The sequence below is a fragment of the Novosphingobium sp. THN1 genome (assembly GCF_003454795.1).
Lineage (GTDB): Bacteria > Pseudomonadota > Alphaproteobacteria > Sphingomonadales > Sphingomonadaceae > Novosphingobium.
Genome location: NZ_CP028347.1, coordinates 1,995,208 through 2,015,711, shown reverse-complemented (window position 1 = coordinate 2,015,711; position 20,504 = coordinate 1,995,208). Strand labels below are relative to the sequence as shown.

Genomic DNA, 20,504 nt, shown 5'->3' with positions numbered 1-20,504 from the left:
AACATGAATTATGTCGATTGAAGTGAAGGTTCCGACGCTGGGTGAAAGCGTCAGCGAAGCAACCGTCGGCCAGTGGCTGAAGAAGCCCGGCGAGGCCGTGGCACTGGACGAGCCGATCGTCAGCCTCGAGACCGACAAGGTCGCGGTCGAGGTTCCGGCTCCGGCAGCAGGCGTGCTTGGCGCGCTGGTGGCCAATGAGGGTGACACGGTCAACGTCGGCGCGCTGCTCGCGCTGATCGAAGACAGCGTGGCGGCTGCGGGCGCACAGGCCCCTGCCCCTCGCACCGAAGCGCCGGTTCCGCCCGCTTCGGCTTCGGAAGCACCTGCTGCGGCTCCGGCGGCTGCGCCTTCGGGTGACGCAGCCGCGCTCTCGCCCGCGGTCCGCCGTGCGGTGCTGGAATATGGCATCGATCCTTCGACCGTGAAGGGCACTGGCAAGGACGGTCGCCTGACCAAGGAAGACGTGATGGCAGCGGCAGCGGCCAAGCAGGCCTCCCCTGCCCCGGCGGTTTCGGCTCCGGCTGCGGCTGCTCCTGCCGCTGTTGCGGGCGGTCGCAACGAAGAGCGCGTGAAGATGACGCGCCTGCGCCAGACCATCGCCAAGCGCCTTAAGAGCGCGCAGGAAACCGCCGCCCTGCTGACCACGTTCAACGACGTGGACATGACTGCCGTCATGGAAGCGCGCGCCAAGTACAAGGACGTGTTCGAGAAGAAGCACGGCGTGAAGCTTGGCCTGATGTCGTTCTTCGCCAAGGCCTCGGTTCTGGCACTGAAGGACATTCCGGCCGTCAACGCGCAGATGCAGGGCGATGAGATCGTCTACTTCGACTACGTCGACATCTCGGTCGCGGTCTCGGCTCCGAACGGGCTGGTCGTGCCGGTGGTGCGCGATGTCGACAAGATGAGCTTTGCCGACATCGAGAAGGCGATTGCCAATTACGGCAAGGCGGCGCGCGACGGCACGCTGACCATGGCCGACATGGCTGGCGGCACTTTCACCATCTCCAACGGCGGCGTGTTCGGCGGGCTTATGTCGACCCCGATCATCAACCCGCCGCAGTCGGCCGTGCTCGGCCTGCACCGCATCGAGGACCGCCCGGTCGTCCGCAATGGCGAGATCGTGGTGCGCCCGATGATGTACATCGCGCTGTCCTATGACCACCGTATCATCGACGGTCGCGAGGCAGTGACGGCACTGAAGACGATCAAGGAAGCGATCGAGGACCCGACCCGCCTGCTGATCGATCTTTGAGCGGACAGTACGGAACTGACTTGAATCTGAAGCCGTTCGTGCTGAGCTTGGCGCAGCACGAACGCGCAATGGAGCCGGAAAATGGCTGAATACGATTACGACGTCCTTGTCATCGGTGGTGGCCCCGGCGGTTATGTCGCGGCGATCCGCGCGGCGCAGCTGGGCCTCAAGACCGCTTGTGCCGAAGGGCGCGAGACGCTGGGCGGAACCTGCCTCAACGTCGGTTGCATTCCCTCCAAGGCGCTGCTGCACGGCTCGGAGAAGTTCGACGAGGCGCGGAACGGCACGTTCGCCAGCTATGGCATCAAGACTGGCGCGGTCGAGCTCGATCTGGATGCGATGCAGGCGCAGAAGGCGGATTCGGTGAAGGGCCTGACCGGCGGCATCGAATTCCTGTTCAAGAAGAACAAGGTGACCTGGCTCAAGGGCTACGCTGCGTTCGAGGACGCGCACAGCGTGACCGTGGCTGGCCAGAAGGTTACCGCGAAGAACATCGTGATCGCCACCGGTTCGAGCGTGACGCCGCTGCCCGGCGTGACTGTCGACAACGATGCTGGCGTGATCGTCGACAGCACCGGCGCGCTGGCGCTGGATCGCGTGCCGAACCACATGGTGGTGATCGGTGGCGGCGTGATCGGGCTGGAACTCGGCTCGGTGTGGCGCCGCCTTGGTGCGAAGGTGACGGTTGTGGAGTTCCTCGACCAGTTGTTGCCCGGCATGGACGGCGACGTGCGCAAGGAAGCCGCCAAGATCTTCAAGAAGCAGGGCATGGACATCAAGCTCGGCACCAAGGTCACTGGCGTAGCGGTGGATGGCGGAAAGGCCACGCTGACGGTTGAACCTGCAAAGGGCGGCGAGGCTGCGACCATCGAGGCTGACTGCGTGCTGGTGGCAATCGGGCGTCGGCCCAATGTCGACGGCCTCGGCCTCGACAAGATCGGGCTCGAACTGAACGCGCGCGGTCAGATCGAAACCTACCACGACTTTGCCACCAAGGTCCCGGGCGTTTGGGCCGTGGGCGACGTGATTCCGGGCCCGATGCTGGCGCATAAGGCCGAGGACGAAGGCATTGCCGTGGCCGAGAACATCGCCGGGCTCACCGGAATCGTGAACCATGACGTGATTCCCGGCGTAGTGTACACGATGCCTGAATTCGCCGGTGTCGGTCTTACGGAAGAGGCCGCGAAGGAAAAGGGCGAGATCAAGGTCGGCAAGTTCCCGATGCTCGCCAACAGCCGCGCCAAGACCAACCATGAGCCGGACGGCTTCGTGAAGGTGATCTCCGACGCCAAGACCGACCGCGTTCTGGGCGTGTGGTGCATTGCCTCGGTTGCCGGCACGATGATTGCGCAGGCGGCACAGGCGATGGAATTCGGCGCGACCAGCGAAGACATTGCCTATACCTGCCACGCGCACCCGACCCATTCGGAAGCGCTCAAGGAAGCGGCGATGGCGGTGACGGGCAAGCCGATTCACATGTGATCGGACTCACCTGAGCGAATACGGGGGCCGTCCTTCGGGGCGGCCCTTTTCGTTTGGGTCAGAAGCACTTGGCGTTGCGGCGTGACATTTGCCCCCTGCCCTGCTAGCGGCCAAGCGGAATAAGGAAAGCAAACGAATAACATGGCAGGTTACAAGGAACCCGGTCTTGGCGACCGTCGCGATGCTTCGGCACAGGCACGCGCCAAGGCTATCGAGGCGATGAAGGCCAAGGCGAAGGCGCCGGTGGACCCGGCAGTGCTGGCCGAGAAGATCGCCCGCGCCGAGGCCAAGGAAAAGGCCGAAGCGGAAAAGCGCGAGGCGGCTCGCCTCAAGCGCGAGGAAGAGAAGGCCGAGAAAGCCAAGCGCGCTGCCGAGCAGGCCAATGCCCCCGCCCCGCCAAGTGCGGAAGAGCTGGCAGCCGCGCAGAAGGCTGCCCGCGATGCCCGCTACGCCGCCCGCAAGGCGCGGAAGAAGTAGGCGTTGGACGCCGCCCTTCCGGTTCACGGAGCTTCACCCACGCCCCTCCACCGATGTGGGAGCTGGAAGACGGCGACGAACTGATCGACACCTGCCGCGTGCCCGATGGCGCGAGGCTGCGGCTGGTACGCAATGGCGAGGACTTCGTCATCCTGCTCGACCGCAACGAATTGATGAGCACCGACGTCTGCGCTTCGGAAGTGCAGCTGGCGGAAATGACCTGCGCGCGCCTTGTCGGCCGTGACGATCTGCAGATGCTGATCGGTGGCTACGGATTGGGCTTCACCTTGCGGGCAGCACTTGCCGTGCTCGGTCCCAAGGCTGGCGTCACTGTTGCCGAAATCGTGCCGGAAATCGTCGCCTGGGCGCTCGGGCCGATGGCGCAGCTGACCGCCGGCTGCCTTGATGATCCGCGCGTGCAGCTGGTGCACGATGACGTGGCCATGCTGATCGATTCCGCGCGTGGTGGCTACGATGCGATCCTGCTCGATGTCGACAACGGCCCCGAAGGGCTGACGCGCATGATAAACGGGTGGCTCTATTCGCCCGACGGACTGGAAGCGGCATCCCGCGCGCTGCGGCCGGGCGGCATCCTTGCAGTGTGGTCTGCCTTCGAAGACCCGGCTTTCGTTGAACTGCTGGAGCAGGCGGGCTTTACCGTTGACGTGGCCAGTGTCGATGCCGGCGAAGAGCCGCGCGAAGGGCGCAAGCCGCTGCATCACGTGATCTTCTTCGCGACGAAAGCCTGAAGCTTTCGTTTGTGCCCTGCCGCCTGTGACGGTAACCGCAGGGCTTGAATCGAAGGAGTGCCACGATGGCCATCAAGCTGACCCTGACCGAAGACGAGACCGAAATCCTGATCGATGCTCTGGAAGCCGATCTCGAGGGCTATGTCGAAGCGGCGAAGGAAGCGCGCGGCAACAACAACCGCGAGGACGTCAAGACTTTCACCGAAGCAGCGACGCGCATCCAGGAGCTGAAGGGCAAGCTGGAAGCTCTGCTGGGCCAGTGAGGCCCGCATGCCCTCCCCGTTGCCCAACGCCGACCTTTCGGCACTGATCGGCCTGCTCGATCTTGTCGGCATTGCCGTTTTCGCCCTGACCGGCGCACTGCTGGCGGCGCAACTCAGGCAGACATTCGTGACGATGGCGTTCTTTGCGCTGGTGACGGGCGTGGGCGGCGGGTCGGTTCGCGACCTGCTGATCGGCGCGCCGGTGTTCTGGGTGCGTGATCCGTGGGTGGCGCCAGTGTGCCTGGGCGTGGCGCTGGTGGCGTGGTTCACCCCGCACCGCTGGTGGGAGCGGCCAGTGCTGGAATGGGCCGACGCGGCGGGACTTGGCGCTTATGCCGTGTTGGGCACGGCCAAGGCGCTGGCGTTCGGCGTATCGCCTGTGCCGGCCGTGCTGATGGGTGTGATCACCGGCTGTGTCGGCGGCATTATCCGCGACGTGCTGGCAGGAAGGCCCTCGATCCTGATGCGGCCCGAACTTTACGTGACGGCGGCTGCGCTTTCCGCAGGGGTCTGTGCCAGCGGCGCGGCGCTGGGACTTGATCGCGGCATAGTCTGGCCGGTGGCTGCGCTGGCCGGCTTTGCGCTCAGAGGCGCAGCGATCTGGTGGAAGCTGGGGCTGCCGGTCTATACCTCTGGGGAGCGCGAGGGCTGAGCAGGCCCACTCCCAACCCCTCCCGCTTGCGGGAGGGGAGGAGCAGTATTCAGCCGATCATTTCTACGACGACCTTGCCCATGGCCTGCCGGTTTTCGAGCAGGGCGATGGCTTCGCGCCCCTGATCGAGCGTGTAGCGCTGCGAGACGCGGGGTTTGATCTTGCCCTCTTCGAGCAGCGCGAAGAGTTCCTCGACCTCGGCCTTGAAAGCGGCGGGTTCGCGGGCGGTCCATGCGCCCCAGAACACGCCGCAGACGTCGCATGATTTGAGCAAGGTGAGATTGAGCGGAAGCCTGGCGATGCCGGCCGGGAAGCCGACGACGAGAAAGCGGCCTTCCCACGCGATCGCACGCAGGGCCGGTTCGGAATAATCGCCGCCGACGATATCGTAGACGATGTCCGCGCCATTCGGGCCGCAGGCTGCCTTGAACTGTTCAGCCAGCGCCTTGGACTGGGCCTTGTCGAACGGCGGGCGGCCATAGATCACGACATCGTCTGCACCAGCGTCGCGCGCGACCTGTGCCTTTTCCTCGCTGGAGACGGCAGCGATCACCCGGGCGCCGAAGGCCTTGGCGAGTTCGACGGCGGAAAGCCCGACACCGCCTGCCGCGCCGAGGACCAGCACGGTATCACCAGCCTTGATGTGGCCGCGATCCTTGAGGCCGTGGATGGTGGTGCCGTAAGTCATCAACAACGAAGCGCCGGTGGCATAGTCGACGCCATCGGGCAGCGGGAACAGGCGCGCGACCGGGGCCACGACCTTTTCGGCCAAGCCGCCGTTGCCGATCATGGCGATTACGCGGTCTCCGACGGACCACCCGGTCACGCCCTCGCCCAATGCTTCAATTTCACCCGCGAGTTCGCTGCCGGGAGCGTAAGGCCGCTCGGGCTTGAACTGGTAAAGATCGCGGATCATCAGCGTGTCGGGGAAGTTGATCGAGCAGGCGTGGACGCGCACAAGCACTTCGCCCTTCCCCGGCACCGGATCGGGCAGGTCATCCATGACCAGGGTTTCGGGTCCGCCTGCAGCGTGGGTGCGCAGAGCCTTCATTTCACTTCTCCCAATAGTTGCGGATTCGATCCGCTCCGCATCAGGGAAGCAAGTTTTGCGCGCCTTGGGAAGCCCTGTTAAGTGCGCAGTTAAGCTGCCGCTACGGCATCCGTGCCACGCGCGAGGAAGGGCAGGCTGTCGCGCATCTTCGCTTCGTGCGTCGCGATGGCATCGCCCCGGGCCATGGTCAGGCCGACCTCGTCAAGGCCATTGAGCAGGCAGTGCTTGCGGAACGGGTCGATCTCGAAGGTGAAGCGATCCTGGAATGGCGTCGTCACCGTCTGGGTCTCAAGATCGATCGAGACGGGATCGGTCTGCGCGACTTCCATCAGGCGGTCGATCGCCTCTTGCGGCACGACGACCGTGAGGATGCCGTTCTTGAAGGCGTTGCCTGAGAAAATGTCGGAGAAGGAGGGTGCGATCACGGCCTTCACGCCCATGTCGCCCAGCGCCCAGGCAGCGTGTTCGCGGCTGGAGCCGCAGCCGAAGTTGTCACCGGCAATCAGGATCGGCGAGCCGGAAAATTCCGCGCTGTCGAAAATGTTGTCAGGATCGGCGCGCAGGGCTTCGAACGCGCCCTTGCCGAGACCCTGACGGGTGATCGTCTTGAGCCACTTGGCAGGGATGATCACGTCGGTATCGACGTTCTTGCGGCCGAACGGGATGGCCCGTCCTTCGATCTGCTTCACCGGTTCCATGGCCGTCGCTATAGCTTGCCGGTTAGGCGATGCAATGGGCGAGATGGCGCAATATAGTTACGTGTCGGAGAGGTTGTGGATCCCGGCCTGCGCCGGGATGACGGAATTGAACCGTTCCCCGTTCGTCGCTCCGGCGCAGGCCGCGGCCCATCGCCTGTGCAAACTCAGTCGGTCTCGGGCGCGTCGGCGGGCGGGGTCTTGGGTTCGGTCTTCTCTGCGCGTTCCTTGCGGCGCGACGCATAGAGCAGGGCTGCGGCCAGTGCTGCCGAGCCGATTGCCGCGCCCGCCATGGCTGCCTTGCCGGTCCAGTCCGTCTTCTTGGTCACGCTTGAGAACTCCTTGAAACGTGTAGCCAAGATTGGCCGGGCGTTCTGCGATTGCAAGGCTCAGGCGAAGAATTTCCGCAGCTTCGTCCATTCGCCAAGCTTCGCCTCATAGGTCAGCGAGGCGTGCGCCGGACTGCTGGATGGCAGCCGCAGGAGTTCGAAGGTCCCTCCCCGGCCAGTTGCTGCGTGCCGATGCTGGCCGACTTGGCACCGTTGAAGGCGATGCATCGCAGTTGCGGGAGGGCGGCTGCAAGAGTGGCCAGCGCATTGGGCGCGACATCACGAATGGCGGTATCGAGGCTGCCCGAACGCGTGGCCGAACCGATCGAATCCCACAGGCCGATGCGATGGGCGAGCAGGGTTTCGAGGCGGCGTTCATAGTCCTGCGCGACGAGATCGACGTCGATCACTGCGCCGACCAGCCGCCAGAACTGGTTGCGCGGATTGGCGTAATAGCGCGCGGCGGCAAGGCTCGCTTCACCCGGGAGACTGCCGAGGATGAGAACCCGGGTGTGCTGATCGGTGACCGGAGCGAAAGAGGATTTGCGGGTCGTCACGCAGGCGCCGGGGCCACTCCCGCCTGCGCGGCTTCATCCTTCGCGGGCGTGCCGCAGGTCATGCAGAAGCGGAAGAAGGCCATCTTGCGGGTGTTGCAGCTGTGGCAGTGGTCGAACAGGGTCATGCCGCAGTGAACGCAGAAGTTGGCTTCGGCATCGCCGGTGGTCGAGATCGGGCGGTCGCAGCCGGGGCAGACCTTGGCGGCCATCTTCTTGAACGCCTCGTCATGGCTGACGCGGGCGCGGCGTTCCTTTTCGGCTTGCGCCTCGACTTCCTGCCGGTGCGCGAGATAGGCGCGCATGTTCTTGATGAGGAAGTGCCCGGCGGCGAAAGTCAGGATGATGCCTACGGCATAGCGGATGTAGCCGCCGTAGCTCGGCAGGTAGGGCACGAGCTCGACGAAGAACACGAACACGGCGGCAAGCACGAAGCCGCGCATCAGCGGCCAGTGATCGCTCTCGCGCTTCTTCACCACCATCCATGCGGCCAGGCCAAGCATTGGCAGGGTGATCAGCAGCCGCAGGCCGAACACCCGCAGTTCCTGCCAGAACATCGCGCGCTCTTGCGCCGGGATGGCGTCGGAGATCAGCTGGTTTTCGCGCAGGCGCAGCGCGCTTTCGCGCTGGTCGAGCGGGGCGCGCTCGTTCTCGAGATTTGCGATCGCCTGCTGGATGCTGCGTTCATTGGCCTTGAGCTGTTCGAGTTCGCGGGTACGGGCGAGAACTTCGGGGTCCTGCGCCGGATTGGTCGTGGCGGTGCGCGCGGCGATCCATGCCTTGAAAGTCTCGTTGGCGGTGCTGGACTGGCGCTGGGCCTGGTCCAGTTGGAGGCGCTGGATTTCGAGCTTGTCGTCGATGGCAGTCTTGCTGTCGCCGATCTTGCGGATCTCTTCGCGGACTTGCCGGATCGCAGGGGAGTCATCCGCGGGGGCGGTGTAGACCTGTTCCTCGACCATCGGCAGATCGCCGATGACGAGGTTGCCGAGGCCGACGATGAAACCGGCAAAGACTATCGACACGGCCCAAAGCACGCCGCGATAAACGCGTTCGGGCACGCGGACGCCCTTGATCATGTCCATGGATCACCCCTCCTTGGTTGAGGAGAGGCTAAGCTTCGACTGGGGTGTTGTAAATTGCTGGCAATAGCTGCCACGCAGTTCCACCTCACACCGCTCACTCTGAGCGTGTCGAAGGGTGCTCCCGCGGCCGCTGCGCCGGATGCTTCGACAAGCTCAGCATGAGCGGGTTTATTGGCGTTTGAGCAGGCTTACTTCTGGACCAGCGGGCTGACGGGATCGCGGGAGGATTCCCATTGCTGCCACTTGTCGCCAAGGCCAGTGTGATCAAGCGCGCCTTCGCGCATGGCGGCGGCGGCCTGTGCGGCGGGGAGCGGCGGGAGCGGGCCGTTGTCACCGAGCATGAGTTCGTCACCCAACAGGCGGAAATCCTGCGGGCCGGGACGGAAGGCCTGCACCACGGTCATCACGCTGCCGCCGTACTGGACGACATCGATCACCAGCGCATCGACTTCGCCCGTGGGCGTCTCGACCTTGACCTGCCGGGCAATGGCGCAATCGGGCCATTGCGCCGCACCGCCTCCGATGAAGGCGCGGGCGGCAGCGTCCTGATCCTTGGGGCTGGCGCCGTCAAACGTCTGAAGCTGGCGGCTGCCATCGGCGCGCATGCACAGCGACTGTGGCTGGTAGTGGCCGCCGGGCGGCAGGTCCGACGCCGTCCAGAACGCGTGGGCCATGAGGAACCCGGCTAGCTGGAGCGCGGCTGTCGGGAGGCCTGCCACGGGCGCGTCAGTCGATCAGCTTGCGCACATCAGTCAACCGGCCGGTGACGGCGGCGGCGGCGGCCATTGCCGGGCTGACGAGATGGGTGCGCGCGCCGGGGCCCTGGCGGCCGACGAAGTTGCGGTTCGAGGTCGAGGCGCAGCGTTCGCCTGCAGGCACCTTGTCCGGGTTCATGCCGAGGCAGGCCGAACAGCCCGGTTCGCGCCATTCGAAACCGGCCTCGGTGAAGATGCGGTCAAGCCCTTCGTCCTCGGCCTGCTGCTTGACGAGGCCGGAGCCGGGGACAACGATTGCCCACTTGACGTTGTCGGCCTTCTTGCGGCCCTTGAGGATGGCGGCGGCGGCGCGCATATCCTCGATCCGGCTGTTGGTGCACGAGCCGATGAAGATGTTCTGGACTTCGACGTCTTCCATGCGCTGGCCCGGCGTCAGGCCCATATAGGCGAGGCTGGCCTTGGCGGCTTCCTGCTTGGAAGGGTCGGCGAAGCTTTCCGGCGCGGGGACGAGGCCGCTGATCGGCAGGACGTCCTCGGGACTGGTGCCCCAGGTGACCGACGGCGCGATGTCCTTGGCGTCGATCACCACGACCTTGTCATACGTGGCGCCGGGATCGGTGGCGAGGCTGGTCCACCAGGCGACGGCCTTGTCCCAGTCCTCGCCCTTCGGGGCATAGGGACGACCCTTGAGGTAGGCGAAGGTCTTTTCATCGGGCGCGCACAGGCCAGCGCGGGCGCCGTGTTCGATCGCCATGTTCGAGATGGTCAGGCGGCCTTCGATGGAAAGGTCGCGGATGACCTGCCCTGTATATTCGATGACCGAGCCGGTGCCGCCCGCCGCGCCGAGCACGCCGGTAATGTGCAGGACGACGTCCTTGGCGGTGACGCCGGGCATCAGCGTACCTTCGACGCGCACTTCCATCGACTTCGACTGCTTGAGCAGCAGCGTCTGCGTGGCGAGCACATGCTCGACCTCGCTGGTGCCGATGCCGAAGGCCAGTGCGCCAAGGCCGCCGTGGCAGGCAGTATGGCTGTCACCGCAGACGATGGTAGCGCCGGGGAGCGAGAAGCCCTGCTCAGGCCCTACAACGTGAACGATGCCTTGTTCGGCGTCGGCATCGCCGATGTAGCGGATGCCGAAAGCGGGCGCGTTGCGCTCCAGCGCTTCGAGCTGCTGCGCGGACTCAGGGTCGGCAATCGGCACGCGCTGGCCGTCAGCGGTGCGGCGCGCGGTGGTGGGCAGGTTATGGTCGGGCACCGCGAGCGTGAGATCGGGGCGGCGCACCTTGCGGCCTGCCGCGCGCAGGGCTTCGAAGGCCTGCGGGCTGGTCACTTCGTGGACGAGGTGACGGTCGATATAGATGAGCGCGGTGCCATCATCGCGCTGTTCGACGACGTGGGCGTCCCAGATCTTCTGGTAGAGCGTGCGGGGATTTGCGGTGTTCGACATGGCACAAGCGGTTAGGCCCGCCCTCCCCGCAATTCAAGCAGGAAAGGGCGGGCCGAGAGGCCCCAAGGCGCAATTTTGTTACGCCTCTGGAACATTATCCGCCAATCGATCAGCCGCGGCGCCCGTCACGATCCCACTTCTCGGCGCGAAGGCGCTGGGTAATGTTGGCAACGCGGCGTTCGAGCGTACGGTATTCGCCCGACGACAGGCCGCGATCGGCGTAGCGGTTGTAGGTGGCCTTCAGGTCACGTGCATCGCGGCGCAGGCCCTGGGCTTCGCGCGGCGAGATGGCGCGGTTGCGCTGGGCGCGGTCGATGCGGTTGTCGAGCTGCCAGATGTCGCGGCGGATGTCGGCATTGCGGCCAGGCGTCATGTATGCGGCTTCAGCGCGGTTACCGCCCGGATAGCGGTCATTGTCGTGGGCGAGCGCCGGGGTGGCGACGCCTGCGACAAGGGTGGAAAGGACAACGGCGAGAACGGTCTTGCGCATGGGATAAGCTCCTCATTGGTCTGTGAGGAGAAAGTGCCGTCCGGCGGCTGAACGGCAGAAAAACGAGGCGTCGCGACTTTCGGGCAAAGTGTAAGAATGTGTCGCGGGGCCGACGAGGCGGTGTAAGGGAGCGCCATGCAGACGCTTGTTGCCTTGTTCATCATTGTTGCCACGGTGCTGGTCATGGAATTCGTGGCATGGTCGAGCCACAAGTACGTGATGCACGGGTTCGGCTGGGGCTGGCATCGTGACCATCACGAACCGCACGACGGGTTCTTCGAGAAGAACGACCTTTACGCCGTGGTTGGGGCCGCGATCTCGATCAGCTTCTTCATGATCGGCAGCCCGCTGGTGATGGGCGCGGAGGCATGGTGGCCGGCGACGTTCATCGGGCTTGGCGTCATGGCCTATGGCGTGATCTATACGCTGGTGCACGATGGCCTCGTCCACCAGCGCTGGTTCCGCTGGGTGCCGAAGAAGGGCTATGCCAAGCGGCTGGTGCAGGCCCACAAGCTGCACCACGCAACCATAGGCAAGGAAGGCGGAGTAAGCTTCGGCTTCATCTTCGCGCGCGATCCGGCGGTGCTCAAGAAGGAATTGCGGGCGCAGCGCGAGAAGGGGATTGCAGTGCTGCGGGAAGCGGTGGATTGAGGCGGTACTTTGGTCCGTTCCTGCGTGCGACATGGGCAGGAGTTCTGACTGCAAGTTTCTTGCCTTTTCTTTTCGCCGTCGTGATCTTGATAGGCGGCTTGGTCACGGGTGAGCCGACCCAAGCCTTGGCAACGATATACGTCTTTGTAATCGCACTTGCTTCCATCACAGCCGTGATAACGGGCGTAAGCATTCTGATCGGAGTGCCAATAAGCCTCGTTCTCAGACATACAGGGCGGTACACGAAGGGTGCGCATGTCGTAGTCGGAGTAATACTTGGATTCGTGGCATTCCCTGCGCTCATTGCCGTAACCGGCGAGCAGGGAAGTGATGCAAGTCTCCTTCTCCTTTATGCTTACTCCGCTCTTGTCGGCGGTGTGACTGCCGAAAGCTGGTGGCGCAACACGATAGCTCTGGTGGAACGAAGCCTTAAGCCAACCTGATCTCGTTCAGAACGCCCTTGGCCAGATTGCGGAAGCGCAGGGCGTCGGAGACGGAGATGGCCTGATCGTGGGCGGCGGCGTTGCGCAGACGCCGCATCTCTTCGATCATGCCGACGGTGCGGGCGGGCAGGACGCCTCGCTTTTGCAGGCTGCGGCCTGCTTCGGAGGCATCGACGCTGGCGACAGCGTGTTCGCTGGCGAGCGATTGCAGCGCCTCCTCCACCCCCGCCCATGAATCGAGCACGGCCGCTCCGGGCGACAGGTCGAGCAGCTTGAGGAAGCGGGCGTGATCGCCGGTCAGGGCGATCTCGGGGCCGTCAGGCTCGGGCGGCGCGGGGCTGGCTTCGGATTCGAGGCGGTCGAGCCGTTGCGCAAAACGGGCGGACTTGTCCCCCCAGCTCAGTTCATCGAGCCGCGCCAGCAGGGCGAGGAGCGGGCGGCGGAAAATCAGCGCGATGACCAGTGCGGACAGCGGCCAGGCCAAGGCAATGACGAGATTCCCCGCGAAGGCGGGCCAATCGGTTCCTGAGCCGGCGCTCTCGAGCGTAAGTTTGAACATGCCGACTCCGTGATCCGAGCAGAACATGCAATCTATCTGAAATGGAACAAAAAGAGAACTGGCAATTCAGGCTATGGGTGCGACCCGGCTTCTCAGCCACTGCGAAAGCGGCCTTTCGAAAAGCAGATGGACAATCACGGCAGCAACGAGAGACATGACAAGAACCAGAACGACGAAGATTGCTTCCTCGGTTGCGCCGTAGGGCAGGCGAAAATGCCGCCAGACCATCTGGCTGACCATCATCACCGGCATGTGGACGATATAGAGGGCGTAGGAGATATCGCCGCCGAAGTTCCAGAACCGGGCATCCGATCCCCCAGATCTGGTGGGCACCAGCACCATCGCGGCAAGCAGAAGCCAACTGCCGCTGCCCCAGAACAGAACGCGCAGCCAGCCGCTCATGTCCGCCCCTGGCATGACGAGGGGCGAGAGGAGCAGGCTGGCGGCGAGCGCGAGCGCGCACAGGCGCACGCGCGGCAGGAATTGCCACCCTCCCCGGTAGATCAGCGCCAGCATCGTGCCGCCGGACAGTTCGAGGATGATCGGCGATGACCAGTTGGCGAGGGGCTGCGGCAAATCGAGCAATGATCCAGCCAGAACCAGCAGGAACAGGATGACTGCCGTGCGTCGGACAGTGGCAGAAGCATCCTTCGCCATTGCCAGCGCGACAACGAAATAGAACAGCATCTCGAAGTTCAGCGTCCAGCCCACCTCGAGCGGCGGCACGATGCGCCCGTGAGCGGTGTTCGATGCGTAAGGCACGAACAGCATGGCATGCACCATGCTCTGCCAATCGGGTGCGGGCGGGAAGCGCAGGCTCCACAGCAGCACGAACAGCAACCCCGCCCAGTACAGCGGAACCACGCGAATGATCCGACGCAGGGCAAATGTGCGAACAGCGCCGGCTTTGCCGAACAGTTTTTCTGACGACAGCACGATCACGAAACCGGAGATCACGAAAAACAGGTCGACGCCGAAGTTGCCGATCGCGGCCAATGCTGGTCGCTCCAGGCCGACACCCACGAACTGCCCGAGCCAGAATGCAAATATCTCGGCATGCATGCCGGCAACGGCAATGGCAGCAATGAAGCGGAGTGCCTGAATCGCAACGATGCGCTCCTGGCTCACTCTGCCCGCGTCCATATCCAGGTGCCGGTGATAGCCATGACCGCAGAGGGAATGAGCACCCAAGGCCAGCCTGCTGTCACGCCGGTCAGGACCACGCTGACGCCCATGGCGATCAGCGCGCCGGTCTTGGCCTTGCGCGAAATCGCGCGGCGCTCACGCCATTGGCGCAAGGGTGGGCCATAGCGCGGGTGGTCGAGCAGGCGCTGCTCCCATGCCGGATTGGAGCGGGCAAAGCAGAAGGTGGCAAGAAGCAGGAACGGGACCGTCGGCAGGATCGGCAGGAACGCGCCGACCGCTCCCAGCGCCACGCTGATCACGCCGCCTGCGAGATAGAGGTGGCGGCGCAAGTCCCCTGCCCTGCTGTCAGGCCGTGGCGGCGATGCGCGCGGCGTGTTCGCGGACCAGCGCGATCATGTTGGGAACGCCTTGGGTGCGGTTGGACGAGAGTTGCTTCTTGAGATCGAAGGGCGCGAGTTCTTCGGCAATGTCCGTTTCGGCAACCTCGGCGGCGGGCCTGTCCTGTACGGCGGCAAGGACGAGCGCGACGATGCCCTTGGTGATCGCGGCGTTGCTGTCGGCCATGAAGTGCAGTTTGCCGCCCTCGGCTTGTGTCGGATAGACCCAGACGCTGGCAGAACAGCCGCGCACCAGCGTGGCATCGGTCTTGAGCGCATCGGGCATGTCCTCAAGCTCGCGCCCGAGCTCTATCAGCAGACGATAGCGCTCGTCGCCGTCAAGGAATTCGTACTCTTCGAGAATGTCTTCAAGGCTGCGCATCGGGCAGGCATTAGCGGGCGGTTCGGTTGGCGTCCACCACCCGGTGGGGCAGAATATCCTTCGACAGGCTCAGGATGAGCGGGATTGGCGACGGTCTTGATTATCCGCTCATGCTGAGCTTGTCGAAGCATCGCCACGCAACCTAACCCGACAGGCCGCCTGGACGCGTAAACGCATACCAGATCACGTAGATCCACGAGAGCACGCCGTGGACCAGCGCCCAGACGATCGACTTGTGCAGGCTCCACGAGATCGTGATGGCAATGGCCGAGCCGAGGCCGATGCCGGCCTTGGCGGCACCTTCGGTGTGACGGCTCACAGGTCCACGCCCGAGGCGATGGCCTCAAGCTTGCGCAGGCGTTCGCGCATGTCAGCAAGTTCTATGAGGCTTCCTGCATCGCCGGTATCGGCGCGTTCGAGTTCCATGCGCTTGAGGGCCAGCCAGCCGTCCCAGCCGCGCAAGCCGGCTAAGGCGACCATGGCAAGGCCGGTGAGGCCCGACAGGGAAAGAACGAGATCGGAGGACATCAAAATGCTCCTTTCGTTAGCGGTAGCAGATTACCGATCGCGCAGGGATTCGATCTCGCGCGAGAGGCGGCGGGTTTCGCCTTCGTCGGTGGCAATGCGTTCGAGGACTTCGAGCCGCTTGCGCAAGTCCGAGACTTCACGTTCGAGGCTGGCGGTGTAGGCGGGGTCGATCGGCGGTTGCTGCATGATGCCCGCCCGATAGCGATCCCGGTTTGTGCGAATGATGACGAAGGCGATGATCGCGATGACCGCGACGATGGTTGATCCGGGGCCCACGTGTTGCGTCCTCAGTTGACCTTGACGTCGCGCAGGTTCTCGATCTGCAGCGCGAGGTCGGAATTGTTTTCGGTGGCGATACGTTCGAGCACGCGGACGCGCTGTTCAAGGCGCTCGGCCTGAGCGGCGTACTGGGCGGCCTTCTCGGCCGTCTGCTTCGAGAGCAGTTCAAGTTCACGTTCCCTGAAAGAGAGACGACGCTTGTAGATGTCCGAGCCGATACCAAGCACGATCGGCAGGACGATGACCATGAACACCAGCGCCAGGATGACATCTTCGTTCATTGCATCTTCTCCTGAGCGGGGCGCAGTGCCTCGATCTGGCGAGAGACGTCGAAACCGCTGTCGGTGACGATGGCTTCAACGTTGGCGAGGCGCTGGTGCGTCTTGTCCAGCTGGTCGCGCAGGAAGGCGTTCTCCTCGCGGAGCTTGGCATAGGCCTCCTGATCGGCGCGATCGGTCTTGCCGCCCCATTCGTCCTCAAGGGCATAGCCGTGGCGCGCACGGATCCAGTTGTTGATCACCCAGCCGCCCGTGGAGATGGCGATGATTGCCAGGACGAATTCGGGGCCAGCCCAGTTCATTGCGGCCTCCGGTCTTCGAGCGCGGCCGTATCGCGGCGGAGCGCTTCGATCTGCGCGGCGGTATCGAAGCCCTTGTCGGTGACGATGGCTTCGAGGACACGGACGCGCTCTTCGAGTGCCCGGGTGTGCTGGGCGTATTGCGCGGCCTTCTCTGCGCTCAGTTCGGCTGTCGCATTGATCTGCATCTCCGCAATCTTGGTGCGGTGCTTGGTCCAGATCGCCACGATCGGGATCATCAGTGCGATGATCGGAATCAGAGGCCCAATAGTTTCAGGTCCCATGGCTCAAGTCCCCCTCAGGACGGTTGTGCTCTTAGCGCAGCTTCTCGATTTCGGCCGAGAGGCGCGGGTTGGAATTGACGTAGAAGCTTTCGACGTCGGCCAGGCGGCGGTCGATATCACGGAATTCGGCGCGAACTTCGCGGGCGGTGCGGGCGGGCGACTGGCGGACGCGCTGCCAGAACTGCTGCTCCTGACGGTCACCGTAGAGGTTCGCAGGCTTCTTGTTCGCAAGGAAGCCGAGGGCAAAGTAGACCAGGAACGGCCAGCCCATCGAACATGCCAGGATCAGAAAGCCGAGGCGGACCCAGAGGACATCGACCCCGGTGTAGTCCGCAATCCCGGCGCAGACGCCCATGAACTTGCCGTTGACCTTGTCGCGATAAAAGCGGGTGCGGGGCTGTTCACTTCGAGGTCCTTCCCTGTTCGGCGAAAAGGCGATCCAGTTCGCGCAGTTTCTGATTGTCGGTTTCGCGATCATGCACGATGCGTGCAGGCCGGAATTCGGGATTGTCGGCAGCGACGAGGCGCTCGACCGTGTCCATGCGCTCATCAAGGCGGCGGGCGAGCTGGTAGAGTTCTTCCAGCAGCGCCTCGTCCCCGTTGGTCAGCGTGGCTGCCGTCTTCCACTTGGTGATGTAGTGGAAAATGATCCACGGGAGGCCAAGGAAAATGGCAGCAATTGCAACGACGTCTTCCATGGCTCAGCCTTCCTTTCCGAGCTGGCGCTTCATCGCTTCGAGTTCCTCGTCGATCTTGTCCTGGCCGGCGAGCGCGGCGATCTCGTCCGCAAGGCTGGGGCGGGAATTGCCATCGGCGAGGCTGAGCGCATCGGCGCGGCCTTCGGCATAATCGACGCGGCGTTCGAGCTGGTCGAAGCGAGCCATGGCTTCATCGACGCGCTCGTTGGCGAGCAGCGAGCGCAGGCGGACGCGGTTCTCGGCGCTTTCGAGGCGCGCGGCGATCGCGGTCTGCCGGCTGCGGGCTTCGCGCAGGCGGGTCTGCAGCTTCTCGATGTCCTGCTCGTAGGCGCGCATCGCATCGTCGAGCACAGTGATCTCGGTCTTGAGCTGGTCGGCCATGTCAGCGGCCTTCTTCTTCTCGACCAGGGCGGCACGGGCCAGGTCCTCGCGGTCCTTCGACAGGGCGAGCTGGGCCTTTTCGGCCCAATCTGCCTGGAGGCGTTCCAGCTTGGACACGTGACGGCCCATCTCCTTCTGATCGGCGATGGTGCGGGCAGCCGAGGCGCGGACTTCGACCAGCGTCTCCTCCATCTCCATGATGATCATCCGGATCATCTTGGCAGGATCGTCAGCCTTATCAAGCAAGTCGTTGAAATTGGCTGCAATGATGTCGCGCGTCCGCGAGAAGATACCCATCAGGTTTACTCCGGGATTGAAGAGGGGGCGGGATTGGCCATTCCCGCCACCATTGCTGAAATTGCGCAGGCGATCCAGTTCCGCATCGAGGCGGGTGGTGCGGGCACCTTCCACGCGCTCGGAGCGGATCGGGGTAAGTTCGTCGGCCATCATGCCAGCTCACCGGTGATGGCGGCGGTGGAAGCCATGACGCTGGGAACCGCGTTCACCTGCTGGGTCAGGGCAAAGCAGCACATCACGACCATCGCACCGATGCTGGCGAGGCTGGCGCGGCCGAGCGAGGTGGAGAAGAAACGGGCGGTGTACATTTTCGTGACCTTTCGGCGGGTTACTTGTCGGTTGGTCCGGCTGGCCGCCGGGTTGTTCATGGTAGAGCAAGGGGTGTGCCAAACTGCGAAGGGCGCAGAATTCCGCCACTTTTCACGTGTCACCCACCTTTAATGTTGGGAATTCTTGCCGAGACTTGGGAAAATGCGCTAAACATGCGGCATGGACAGGGAGGTTCAATTTATTGGGCAATCGGGCGCGTTCCTCGACGCGGTCGAACGCGCCAGCCGCGCCGCACCAATGCGCCGCCCGGTGCTCGTCATCGGCGAACGCGGGACCGGCAAGGAACTGATCGCCGAACGCCTCCACCGCCTGTCGTCCCGCTGGACTGAACCGCTGGTAACGATGAACTGCGCGGCCCTGCCCGAAACCCTGATCGAGGCCGAACTGTTCGGGCACGAGGCCGGGGCTTTCACTGGCGCCACCCGCGCCCGAACCGGTCGGTTCGAGGAAGCCGACAAGGGCACGCTGTTCCTGGACGAACTGGGCACGCTTTCGATGGGCGCGCAGGAGCGCTTGCTGCGCGCGGTGGAATATGGCGAGGTTACGCGGATCGGTTCAAGCAAGCCCGTGCGCGTCGACGTGCGCATCGTGGCGGCGACCAACGAGGATCTGCCCAAGCTGGCCGAACAGGGCCGCTTCCGCGCCGACCTGCTCGACCGGCTGAGCTTCGAGGTGATCACCCTGCCCCCGCTGCGCGTGCGCGAGGGCGACATCGCTGTGCTGGCCGACTACTTCGGGCGGCGCATGGCGGCAGAACTGCACTGGGATTCCTGGCCTGGTTTTGCAGCATCGGTGCAGAAGGCGATGGAAGACTACCTCTGGCCCGGCAACGTGCGCGAATTGCGCAACGTGGTGGAACGCGCGGTATATCGCTGGGACGACTGGACGCAGGCCATCGGCCACGTCCAGTTCGATCCGTTCGAAAGCCCGTGGAAGCCAGCCGCATCGATGCGGCCGGAGGTGGCGGAAAGCGAGGCTGCGGCACCGGTGCGCGTTGCCGCTCCTTCCGCCGACTTCGACAGCGTGGCCGACTTGCGCGCGGCGGTTGATGCGCACGAACGCGCCATCGTCGAGCATCACCTCGGCCGCAACCGCTACAACCAGCGCCAGACCGCCAAGGCGCTTGGGCTGACCTACGACCAGTTGCGCCATTGCATGAAGAAGCATGGCCTGAGTGACAAGACTTGAGCGAGAAGGCCTGAGCGACAAGACTGGAGGTTTCGCTTGTCGCGCAAACCCACTAACGCCTCAAATCGATGTCTCTCACCCGCCTGACCTTGCGCGATTTTCGCAACCATGCCGCGACGCGGCTTGAGGGATGCGCGCGTTCAACGTGCTGGTGGGGGAAAACGGAGCGGGCAAGACCAATGTGCTCGAGGCTATCAGCCTGCTGGCGCCGGGGCGCGGGCTGCGGCGGGCGCAGCCTGCCGAGATGGCGGGGCGCGATGGGTCTGGCGGGTTTGCAGTGGCGGCGGAGATCGAGGACGGGGCTGTGCAGATCGGCACGTCGACGGCGCACGAGGCGCCAAATCGCCGGCTGGTGCGGATCAATGGTGCGGAAGGTCCGGCGGCACGGCTGGGGGAATGGCTCTCGATCACCTGGCTGACGCCGGCGATGGACCGGCTTTTCGCAGAAAGCGCCGGATCGCGGCGGCGCTTTCTCGATCGGCTGGTGCTGGCGCGCGAGCCTGCCCATGCGCGCAATGCCACGCGCTATGAAACCGCACTGCGCGAGCGCAACCGGCTGCTGGGCGAGCCTGTCGAACCTGATCCGCTGTGGCTTGACGGTATCGAAACGCAGATGGCCGAAAGCGGTGCAGCCATGGCGGCGGCGCGGGCCGCACTTGTGGCAGACCTTGGCCGCGTGCTGGAAAGCGTTCCCAAACAACCCTTTGCGCGGCCTTCTTTGGTCTATGCCAGCGATGTGCCGGTCGAGGCCGATGCCCTGCGCAACCTTCTGCGCGAGGGGCGGCGGCGGGATCGCGCGGCAGGGCGATCGCTCAGCGGCCCGCATCGCGATGATCTTGCCGTGACGCTGGCGACCAAGAACGCGCCTGCCGCCGATTGCTCTACGGGTGAGCAGAAGGCGATGCTGATCGCCATTGTCCTCGCCCACGCGGAACTGACGGCGGGGGAGCGCCCGCGCCTGCTGTTGCTTGACGAGATTGCCGCGCACCTCGACCCGGTCCGGCGCACGGCACTGTTCGAGCGGCTGGGATCGAGCGGAGCGCAAGTGTGGATGACGGGGACCGAGATGGCACCGTTCGCCGAGATCGCCGCGTCGAGCGCCGTGTGGGCGGTGCGCGACGGGTTGGTCGAGCGAGTCTGAG

The 20,504-nt window shown here is 64.4% G+C and carries 30 protein-coding genes and 1 pseudogene; 9 read left to right on the top strand and 22 right to left on the bottom strand.

Going from position 1 to position 20,504, the window contains the following annotated elements; all coding sequences use genetic code 11:
* The first annotated feature begins 10 nt into the window (after positions 1-10).
* The 6 genes from odhB to C7W88_RS10045 all read left to right on the top strand — a co-directional run bounded on the left by odhB (position 11) and on the right by C7W88_RS10045 (position 4,875).
* Positions 11-1,252 (top strand): 2-oxoglutarate dehydrogenase complex dihydrolipoyllysine-residue succinyltransferase, encoded by a 1,242-nt coding sequence (gene odhB, locus C7W88_RS10070; RefSeq protein WP_118073432.1) that lies wholly within the window; start codon positions 11-13, stop codon positions 1,250-1,252.
* A gap of 81 nt (positions 1,253-1,333) precedes the next feature.
* Entirely contained in the window at positions 1,334-2,734 is a 1,401-nt protein-coding gene (gene lpdA, locus C7W88_RS10065) for a dihydrolipoyl dehydrogenase (RefSeq protein WP_118073431.1), read from the top strand.
* Positions 2,735-2,875: 141 nt separating this feature from the next.
* Positions 2,876-3,211 (top strand): DUF6481 family protein, encoded by a 336-nt coding sequence (locus tag C7W88_RS10060; protein ID WP_118073430.1) that lies wholly within the window; start codon positions 2,876-2,878, stop codon positions 3,209-3,211.
* Between the two features lie 53 nt (positions 3,212-3,264).
* Positions 3,265-3,960: a spermidine synthase gene (locus tag C7W88_RS10055; RefSeq protein ID WP_118073429.1), complete on the top strand. Its 696-nt coding sequence runs from the start codon at positions 3,265-3,267 to the stop codon at positions 3,958-3,960.
* Positions 3,961-4,025: 65 nt separating this feature from the next.
* Positions 4,026-4,223, top strand: a complete 198-nt coding sequence (locus C7W88_RS10050) for a hypothetical protein (RefSeq protein WP_118073428.1) — start codon at positions 4,026-4,028, stop codon at positions 4,221-4,223.
* A 7-nt stretch (positions 4,224-4,230) separates the two neighbouring features.
* Positions 4,231-4,875 carry a trimeric intracellular cation channel family protein gene (locus tag C7W88_RS10045; protein ID WP_118073427.1) on the top strand — a complete coding sequence of 215 codons (645 nt, stop codon included), beginning with the start codon at positions 4,231-4,233 and terminating at the stop codon, positions 4,873-4,875.
* Between the two features lie 49 nt (positions 4,876-4,924).
* Here the strand turns inward: C7W88_RS10045 and C7W88_RS10040 are convergent, their stop codons facing one another.
* From C7W88_RS10040 to C7W88_RS10005, 8 genes are all read right to left on the bottom strand, one after another.
* Positions 4,925-5,926 (bottom strand): NADPH:quinone oxidoreductase family protein, encoded by a 1,002-nt coding sequence (locus C7W88_RS10040; RefSeq protein WP_118073426.1) that lies wholly within the window; start codon positions 5,924-5,926, stop codon positions 4,925-4,927.
* A gap of 89 nt (positions 5,927-6,015) precedes the next feature.
* Positions 6,016-6,624 carry a 3-isopropylmalate dehydratase small subunit gene (gene leuD, locus C7W88_RS10035; protein WP_118073425.1) on the bottom strand — a complete coding sequence of 203 codons (609 nt, stop codon included), beginning with the start codon at positions 6,622-6,624 and terminating at the stop codon, positions 6,016-6,018.
* Positions 6,625-6,788: 164 nt separating this feature from the next.
* Positions 6,789-6,950: an LPXTG cell wall anchor domain-containing protein gene (locus tag C7W88_RS10030; RefSeq protein WP_162895829.1), complete on the bottom strand. Its 162-nt coding sequence runs from the start codon at positions 6,948-6,950 to the stop codon at positions 6,789-6,791.
* Between the two features lie 113 nt (positions 6,951-7,063).
* Positions 7,064-7,507, bottom strand: a complete 444-nt coding sequence (locus tag C7W88_RS10025) for a DNA-deoxyinosine glycosylase (RefSeq protein WP_370073116.1) — start codon at positions 7,505-7,507, stop codon at positions 7,064-7,066.
* Positions 7,504-8,586: a zinc ribbon domain-containing protein gene (locus tag C7W88_RS10020; protein WP_240344530.1), complete on the bottom strand. Its 1,083-nt coding sequence runs from the start codon at positions 8,584-8,586 to the stop codon at positions 7,504-7,506. The genes C7W88_RS10025 and C7W88_RS10020 overlap by 4 nt, the downstream gene beginning before the upstream one ends.
* A gap of 188 nt (positions 8,587-8,774) precedes the next feature.
* A complete protein-coding gene (locus tag C7W88_RS10015) occupies positions 8,775-9,305 on the bottom strand; it encodes a hypothetical protein (protein ID WP_162895986.1) in 531 nt (176 codons plus the stop codon).
* 7 nt (positions 9,306-9,312) lie between these two features.
* Complete coding sequence (gene leuC / locus C7W88_RS10010) at positions 9,313-10,752, bottom strand: 3-isopropylmalate dehydratase large subunit (RefSeq protein ID WP_118073422.1); 1,440 nt, start codon at positions 10,750-10,752, stop codon at positions 9,313-9,315.
* Between the two features lie 109 nt (positions 10,753-10,861).
* Positions 10,862-11,242 (bottom strand): hypothetical protein, encoded by a 381-nt coding sequence (locus C7W88_RS10005; protein WP_118073421.1) that lies wholly within the window; start codon positions 11,240-11,242, stop codon positions 10,862-10,864.
* A 135-nt stretch (positions 11,243-11,377) separates the two neighbouring features.
* Between C7W88_RS10005 and C7W88_RS10000 the strand changes: the two genes are divergently transcribed.
* Positions 11,378-11,893 carry a sterol desaturase family protein gene (locus tag C7W88_RS10000; protein ID WP_118073420.1) on the top strand — a complete coding sequence of 172 codons (516 nt, stop codon included), beginning with the start codon at positions 11,378-11,380 and terminating at the stop codon, positions 11,891-11,893.
* Between the two features lie 429 nt (positions 11,894-12,322).
* Here the strand turns inward: C7W88_RS10000 and C7W88_RS09990 are convergent, their stop codons facing one another.
* The 14 genes from C7W88_RS09990 to C7W88_RS09930 all read right to left on the bottom strand — a co-directional run bounded on the left by C7W88_RS09990 (position 12,323) and on the right by C7W88_RS09930 (position 18,212).
* Positions 12,323-12,895, bottom strand: coding sequence for a hypothetical protein (locus tag C7W88_RS09990; RefSeq protein ID WP_162895985.1), 573 nt, complete (start codon positions 12,893-12,895; stop codon positions 12,323-12,325).
* Between the two features lie 66 nt (positions 12,896-12,961).
* A complete protein-coding gene (locus C7W88_RS09985; RefSeq protein WP_162895984.1) occupies positions 12,962-14,023 on the bottom strand; it encodes an acyltransferase in 1,062 nt (353 codons plus the stop codon).
* On the bottom strand, positions 14,020-14,370 hold the full coding sequence (locus C7W88_RS09980) for a YbaN family protein (protein WP_118073416.1): 351 nt from the start codon (positions 14,368-14,370) through the stop codon (positions 14,020-14,022). The genes C7W88_RS09985 and C7W88_RS09980 overlap by 4 nt, the downstream gene beginning before the upstream one ends.
* 16 nt (positions 14,371-14,386) lie before the next feature.
* Complete coding sequence (locus tag C7W88_RS09975) at positions 14,387-14,800, bottom strand: SufE family protein (protein ID WP_118073415.1); 414 nt, start codon at positions 14,798-14,800, stop codon at positions 14,387-14,389.
* A gap of 142 nt (positions 14,801-14,942) precedes the next feature.
* A complete protein-coding gene (locus C7W88_RS22640) occupies positions 14,943-15,119 on the bottom strand; it encodes a hypothetical protein (protein ID WP_162895983.1) in 177 nt (58 codons plus the stop codon).
* A complete protein-coding gene (locus tag C7W88_RS09970) occupies positions 15,116-15,328 on the bottom strand; it encodes a hypothetical protein (RefSeq protein WP_118073414.1) in 213 nt (70 codons plus the stop codon). Before C7W88_RS09970 ends, C7W88_RS22640 begins: the two co-directional genes overlap by 4 nt.
* 30 nt (positions 15,329-15,358) lie before the next feature.
* Entirely contained in the window at positions 15,359-15,604 is a 246-nt protein-coding gene (locus C7W88_RS09965) for a hypothetical protein (RefSeq protein WP_118073413.1), read from the bottom strand.
* Positions 15,605-15,615: 11 nt separating this feature from the next.
* Complete coding sequence (locus C7W88_RS09960; RefSeq protein WP_118073412.1) at positions 15,616-15,888, bottom strand: hypothetical protein; 273 nt, start codon at positions 15,886-15,888, stop codon at positions 15,616-15,618.
* On the bottom strand, positions 15,885-16,187 hold the full coding sequence (locus C7W88_RS09955) for a hypothetical protein (protein ID WP_118073411.1): 303 nt from the start codon (positions 16,185-16,187) through the stop codon (positions 15,885-15,887). The genes C7W88_RS09960 and C7W88_RS09955 overlap by 4 nt, the downstream gene beginning before the upstream one ends.
* Entirely contained in the window at positions 16,184-16,468 is a 285-nt protein-coding gene (locus tag C7W88_RS09950) for a hypothetical protein (protein ID WP_118073410.1), read from the bottom strand. The genes C7W88_RS09955 and C7W88_RS09950 overlap by 4 nt, the downstream gene beginning before the upstream one ends.
* A 31-nt stretch (positions 16,469-16,499) precedes the next feature.
* Positions 16,500-16,946 (bottom strand): envelope stress response membrane protein PspC, encoded by a 447-nt coding sequence (gene pspC / locus C7W88_RS09945; RefSeq protein WP_255418766.1) that lies wholly within the window; start codon positions 16,944-16,946, stop codon positions 16,500-16,502.
* Positions 16,870-17,166, bottom strand: a complete 297-nt coding sequence (pspB, locus tag C7W88_RS09940; protein WP_039337340.1) for an envelope stress response membrane protein PspB — start codon at positions 17,164-17,166, stop codon at positions 16,870-16,872. The genes pspC and pspB overlap by 77 nt, the downstream gene beginning before the upstream one ends.
* A 3-nt stretch (positions 17,167-17,169) precedes the next feature.
* Positions 17,170-17,994: a phage shock protein PspA gene (pspA, locus tag C7W88_RS09935; protein WP_346766690.1), complete on the bottom strand. Its 825-nt coding sequence runs from the start codon at positions 17,992-17,994 to the stop codon at positions 17,170-17,172.
* A complete protein-coding gene (locus C7W88_RS09930) occupies positions 17,994-18,212 on the bottom strand; it encodes a hypothetical protein (RefSeq protein WP_118073409.1) in 219 nt (72 codons plus the stop codon). The genes pspA and C7W88_RS09930 overlap by 1 nt, the downstream gene beginning before the upstream one ends.
* Before the next feature lie 121 nt (positions 18,213-18,333).
* Between C7W88_RS09930 and pspF the strand changes: the two genes are divergently transcribed.
* The gene (pspF, locus tag C7W88_RS09925; protein WP_118073408.1) at positions 18,334-19,362 is read left to right on the top strand and encodes a phage shock protein operon transcriptional activator; all 1,029 of its coding nucleotides are present in this window, start codon (positions 18,334-18,336) and stop codon (positions 19,360-19,362) included.
* A 68-nt stretch (positions 19,363-19,430) separates the two neighbouring features.
* Positions 19,431-20,503, top strand: a pseudogene (gene recF, locus C7W88_RS09920) (DNA replication/repair protein RecF).
* The last annotated feature ends 1 nt before the right edge of the window (position 20,504 follow it).

What these genes read in the sequence shown, in the direction of transcription:
- odhB (WP_118073432.1), top strand. Translation starts at nt 11, where the DNA reads ATGTCGATTGAAGTGAAGGTTCCGACGCTGGGTGAAAGCGTCAGCGAA.
- lpdA (WP_118073431.1), top strand. Translation starts at nt 1,334, where the DNA reads ATGGCTGAATACGATTACGACGTCCTTGTCATCGGTGGTGGCCCCGGC.
- C7W88_RS10060 (WP_118073430.1), top strand. Translation starts at nt 2,876, where the DNA reads ATGGCAGGTTACAAGGAACCCGGTCTTGGCGACCGTCGCGATGCTTCG.
- C7W88_RS10055 (WP_118073429.1), top strand. Translation starts at nt 3,265, where the DNA reads ATGTGGGAGCTGGAAGACGGCGACGAACTGATCGACACCTGCCGCGTG.
- C7W88_RS10050 (WP_118073428.1), top strand. Translation starts at nt 4,026, where the DNA reads ATGGCCATCAAGCTGACCCTGACCGAAGACGAGACCGAAATCCTGATC.
- C7W88_RS10045 (WP_118073427.1), top strand. Translation starts at nt 4,231, where the DNA reads ATGCCCTCCCCGTTGCCCAACGCCGACCTTTCGGCACTGATCGGCCTG.
- C7W88_RS10040 (WP_118073426.1), bottom strand. Translation starts at nt 5,926, where the DNA reads ATGAAGGCTCTGCGCACCCACGCTGCAGGCGGACCCGAAACCCTGGTC.
- leuD (WP_118073425.1), bottom strand. Translation starts at nt 6,624, where the DNA reads ATGGAACCGGTGAAGCAGATCGAAGGACGGGCCATCCCGTTCGGCCGC.
- C7W88_RS10020 (WP_240344530.1), bottom strand. Translation starts at nt 8,586, where the DNA reads ATGGACATGATCAAGGGCGTCCGCGTGCCCGAACGCGTTTATCGCGGC.
- leuC (WP_118073422.1), bottom strand. Translation starts at nt 10,752, where the DNA reads ATGTCGAACACCGCAAATCCCCGCACGCTCTACCAGAAGATCTGGGAC.
- C7W88_RS10005 (WP_118073421.1), bottom strand. Translation starts at nt 11,242, where the DNA reads ATGCGCAAGACCGTTCTCGCCGTTGTCCTTTCCACCCTTGTCGCAGGC.
- C7W88_RS10000 (WP_118073420.1), top strand. Translation starts at nt 11,378, where the DNA reads ATGCAGACGCTTGTTGCCTTGTTCATCATTGTTGCCACGGTGCTGGTC.
- C7W88_RS09990 (WP_162895985.1), bottom strand. Translation starts at nt 12,895, where the DNA reads ATGTTCAAACTTACGCTCGAGAGCGCCGGCTCAGGAACCGATTGGCCC.
- C7W88_RS09975 (WP_118073415.1), bottom strand. Translation starts at nt 14,800, where the DNA reads ATGCGCAGCCTTGAAGACATTCTCGAAGAGTACGAATTCCTTGACGGC.
- C7W88_RS09970 (WP_118073414.1), bottom strand. Translation starts at nt 15,328, where the DNA reads ATGTCCTCCGATCTCGTTCTTTCCCTGTCGGGCCTCACCGGCCTTGCC.
- C7W88_RS09960 (WP_118073412.1), bottom strand. Translation starts at nt 15,888, where the DNA reads ATGAACGAAGATGTCATCCTGGCGCTGGTGTTCATGGTCATCGTCCTG.
- C7W88_RS09955 (WP_118073411.1), bottom strand. Translation starts at nt 16,187, where the DNA reads ATGAACTGGGCTGGCCCCGAATTCGTCCTGGCAATCATCGCCATCTCC.
- C7W88_RS09950 (WP_118073410.1), bottom strand. Translation starts at nt 16,468, where the DNA reads ATGGGACCTGAAACTATTGGGCCTCTGATTCCGATCATCGCACTGATG.
- pspC (WP_255418766.1), bottom strand. Translation starts at nt 16,946, where the DNA reads ATGATCGCGAAACCGACAATCAGAAACTGCGCGAACTGGATCGCCTTT.
- pspB (WP_039337340.1), bottom strand. Translation starts at nt 17,166, where the DNA reads ATGGAAGACGTCGTTGCAATTGCTGCCATTTTCCTTGGCCTCCCGTGG.
- pspA (WP_346766690.1), bottom strand. Translation starts at nt 17,994, where the DNA reads ATGGCCGACGAACTTACCCCGATCCGCTCCGAGCGCGTGGAAGGTGCC.
- C7W88_RS09930 (WP_118073409.1), bottom strand. Translation starts at nt 18,212, where the DNA reads ATGAACAACCCGGCGGCCAGCCGGACCAACCGACAAGTAACCCGCCGA.
- pspF (WP_118073408.1), top strand. Translation starts at nt 18,334, where the DNA reads ATGGACAGGGAGGTTCAATTTATTGGGCAATCGGGCGCGTTCCTCGAC.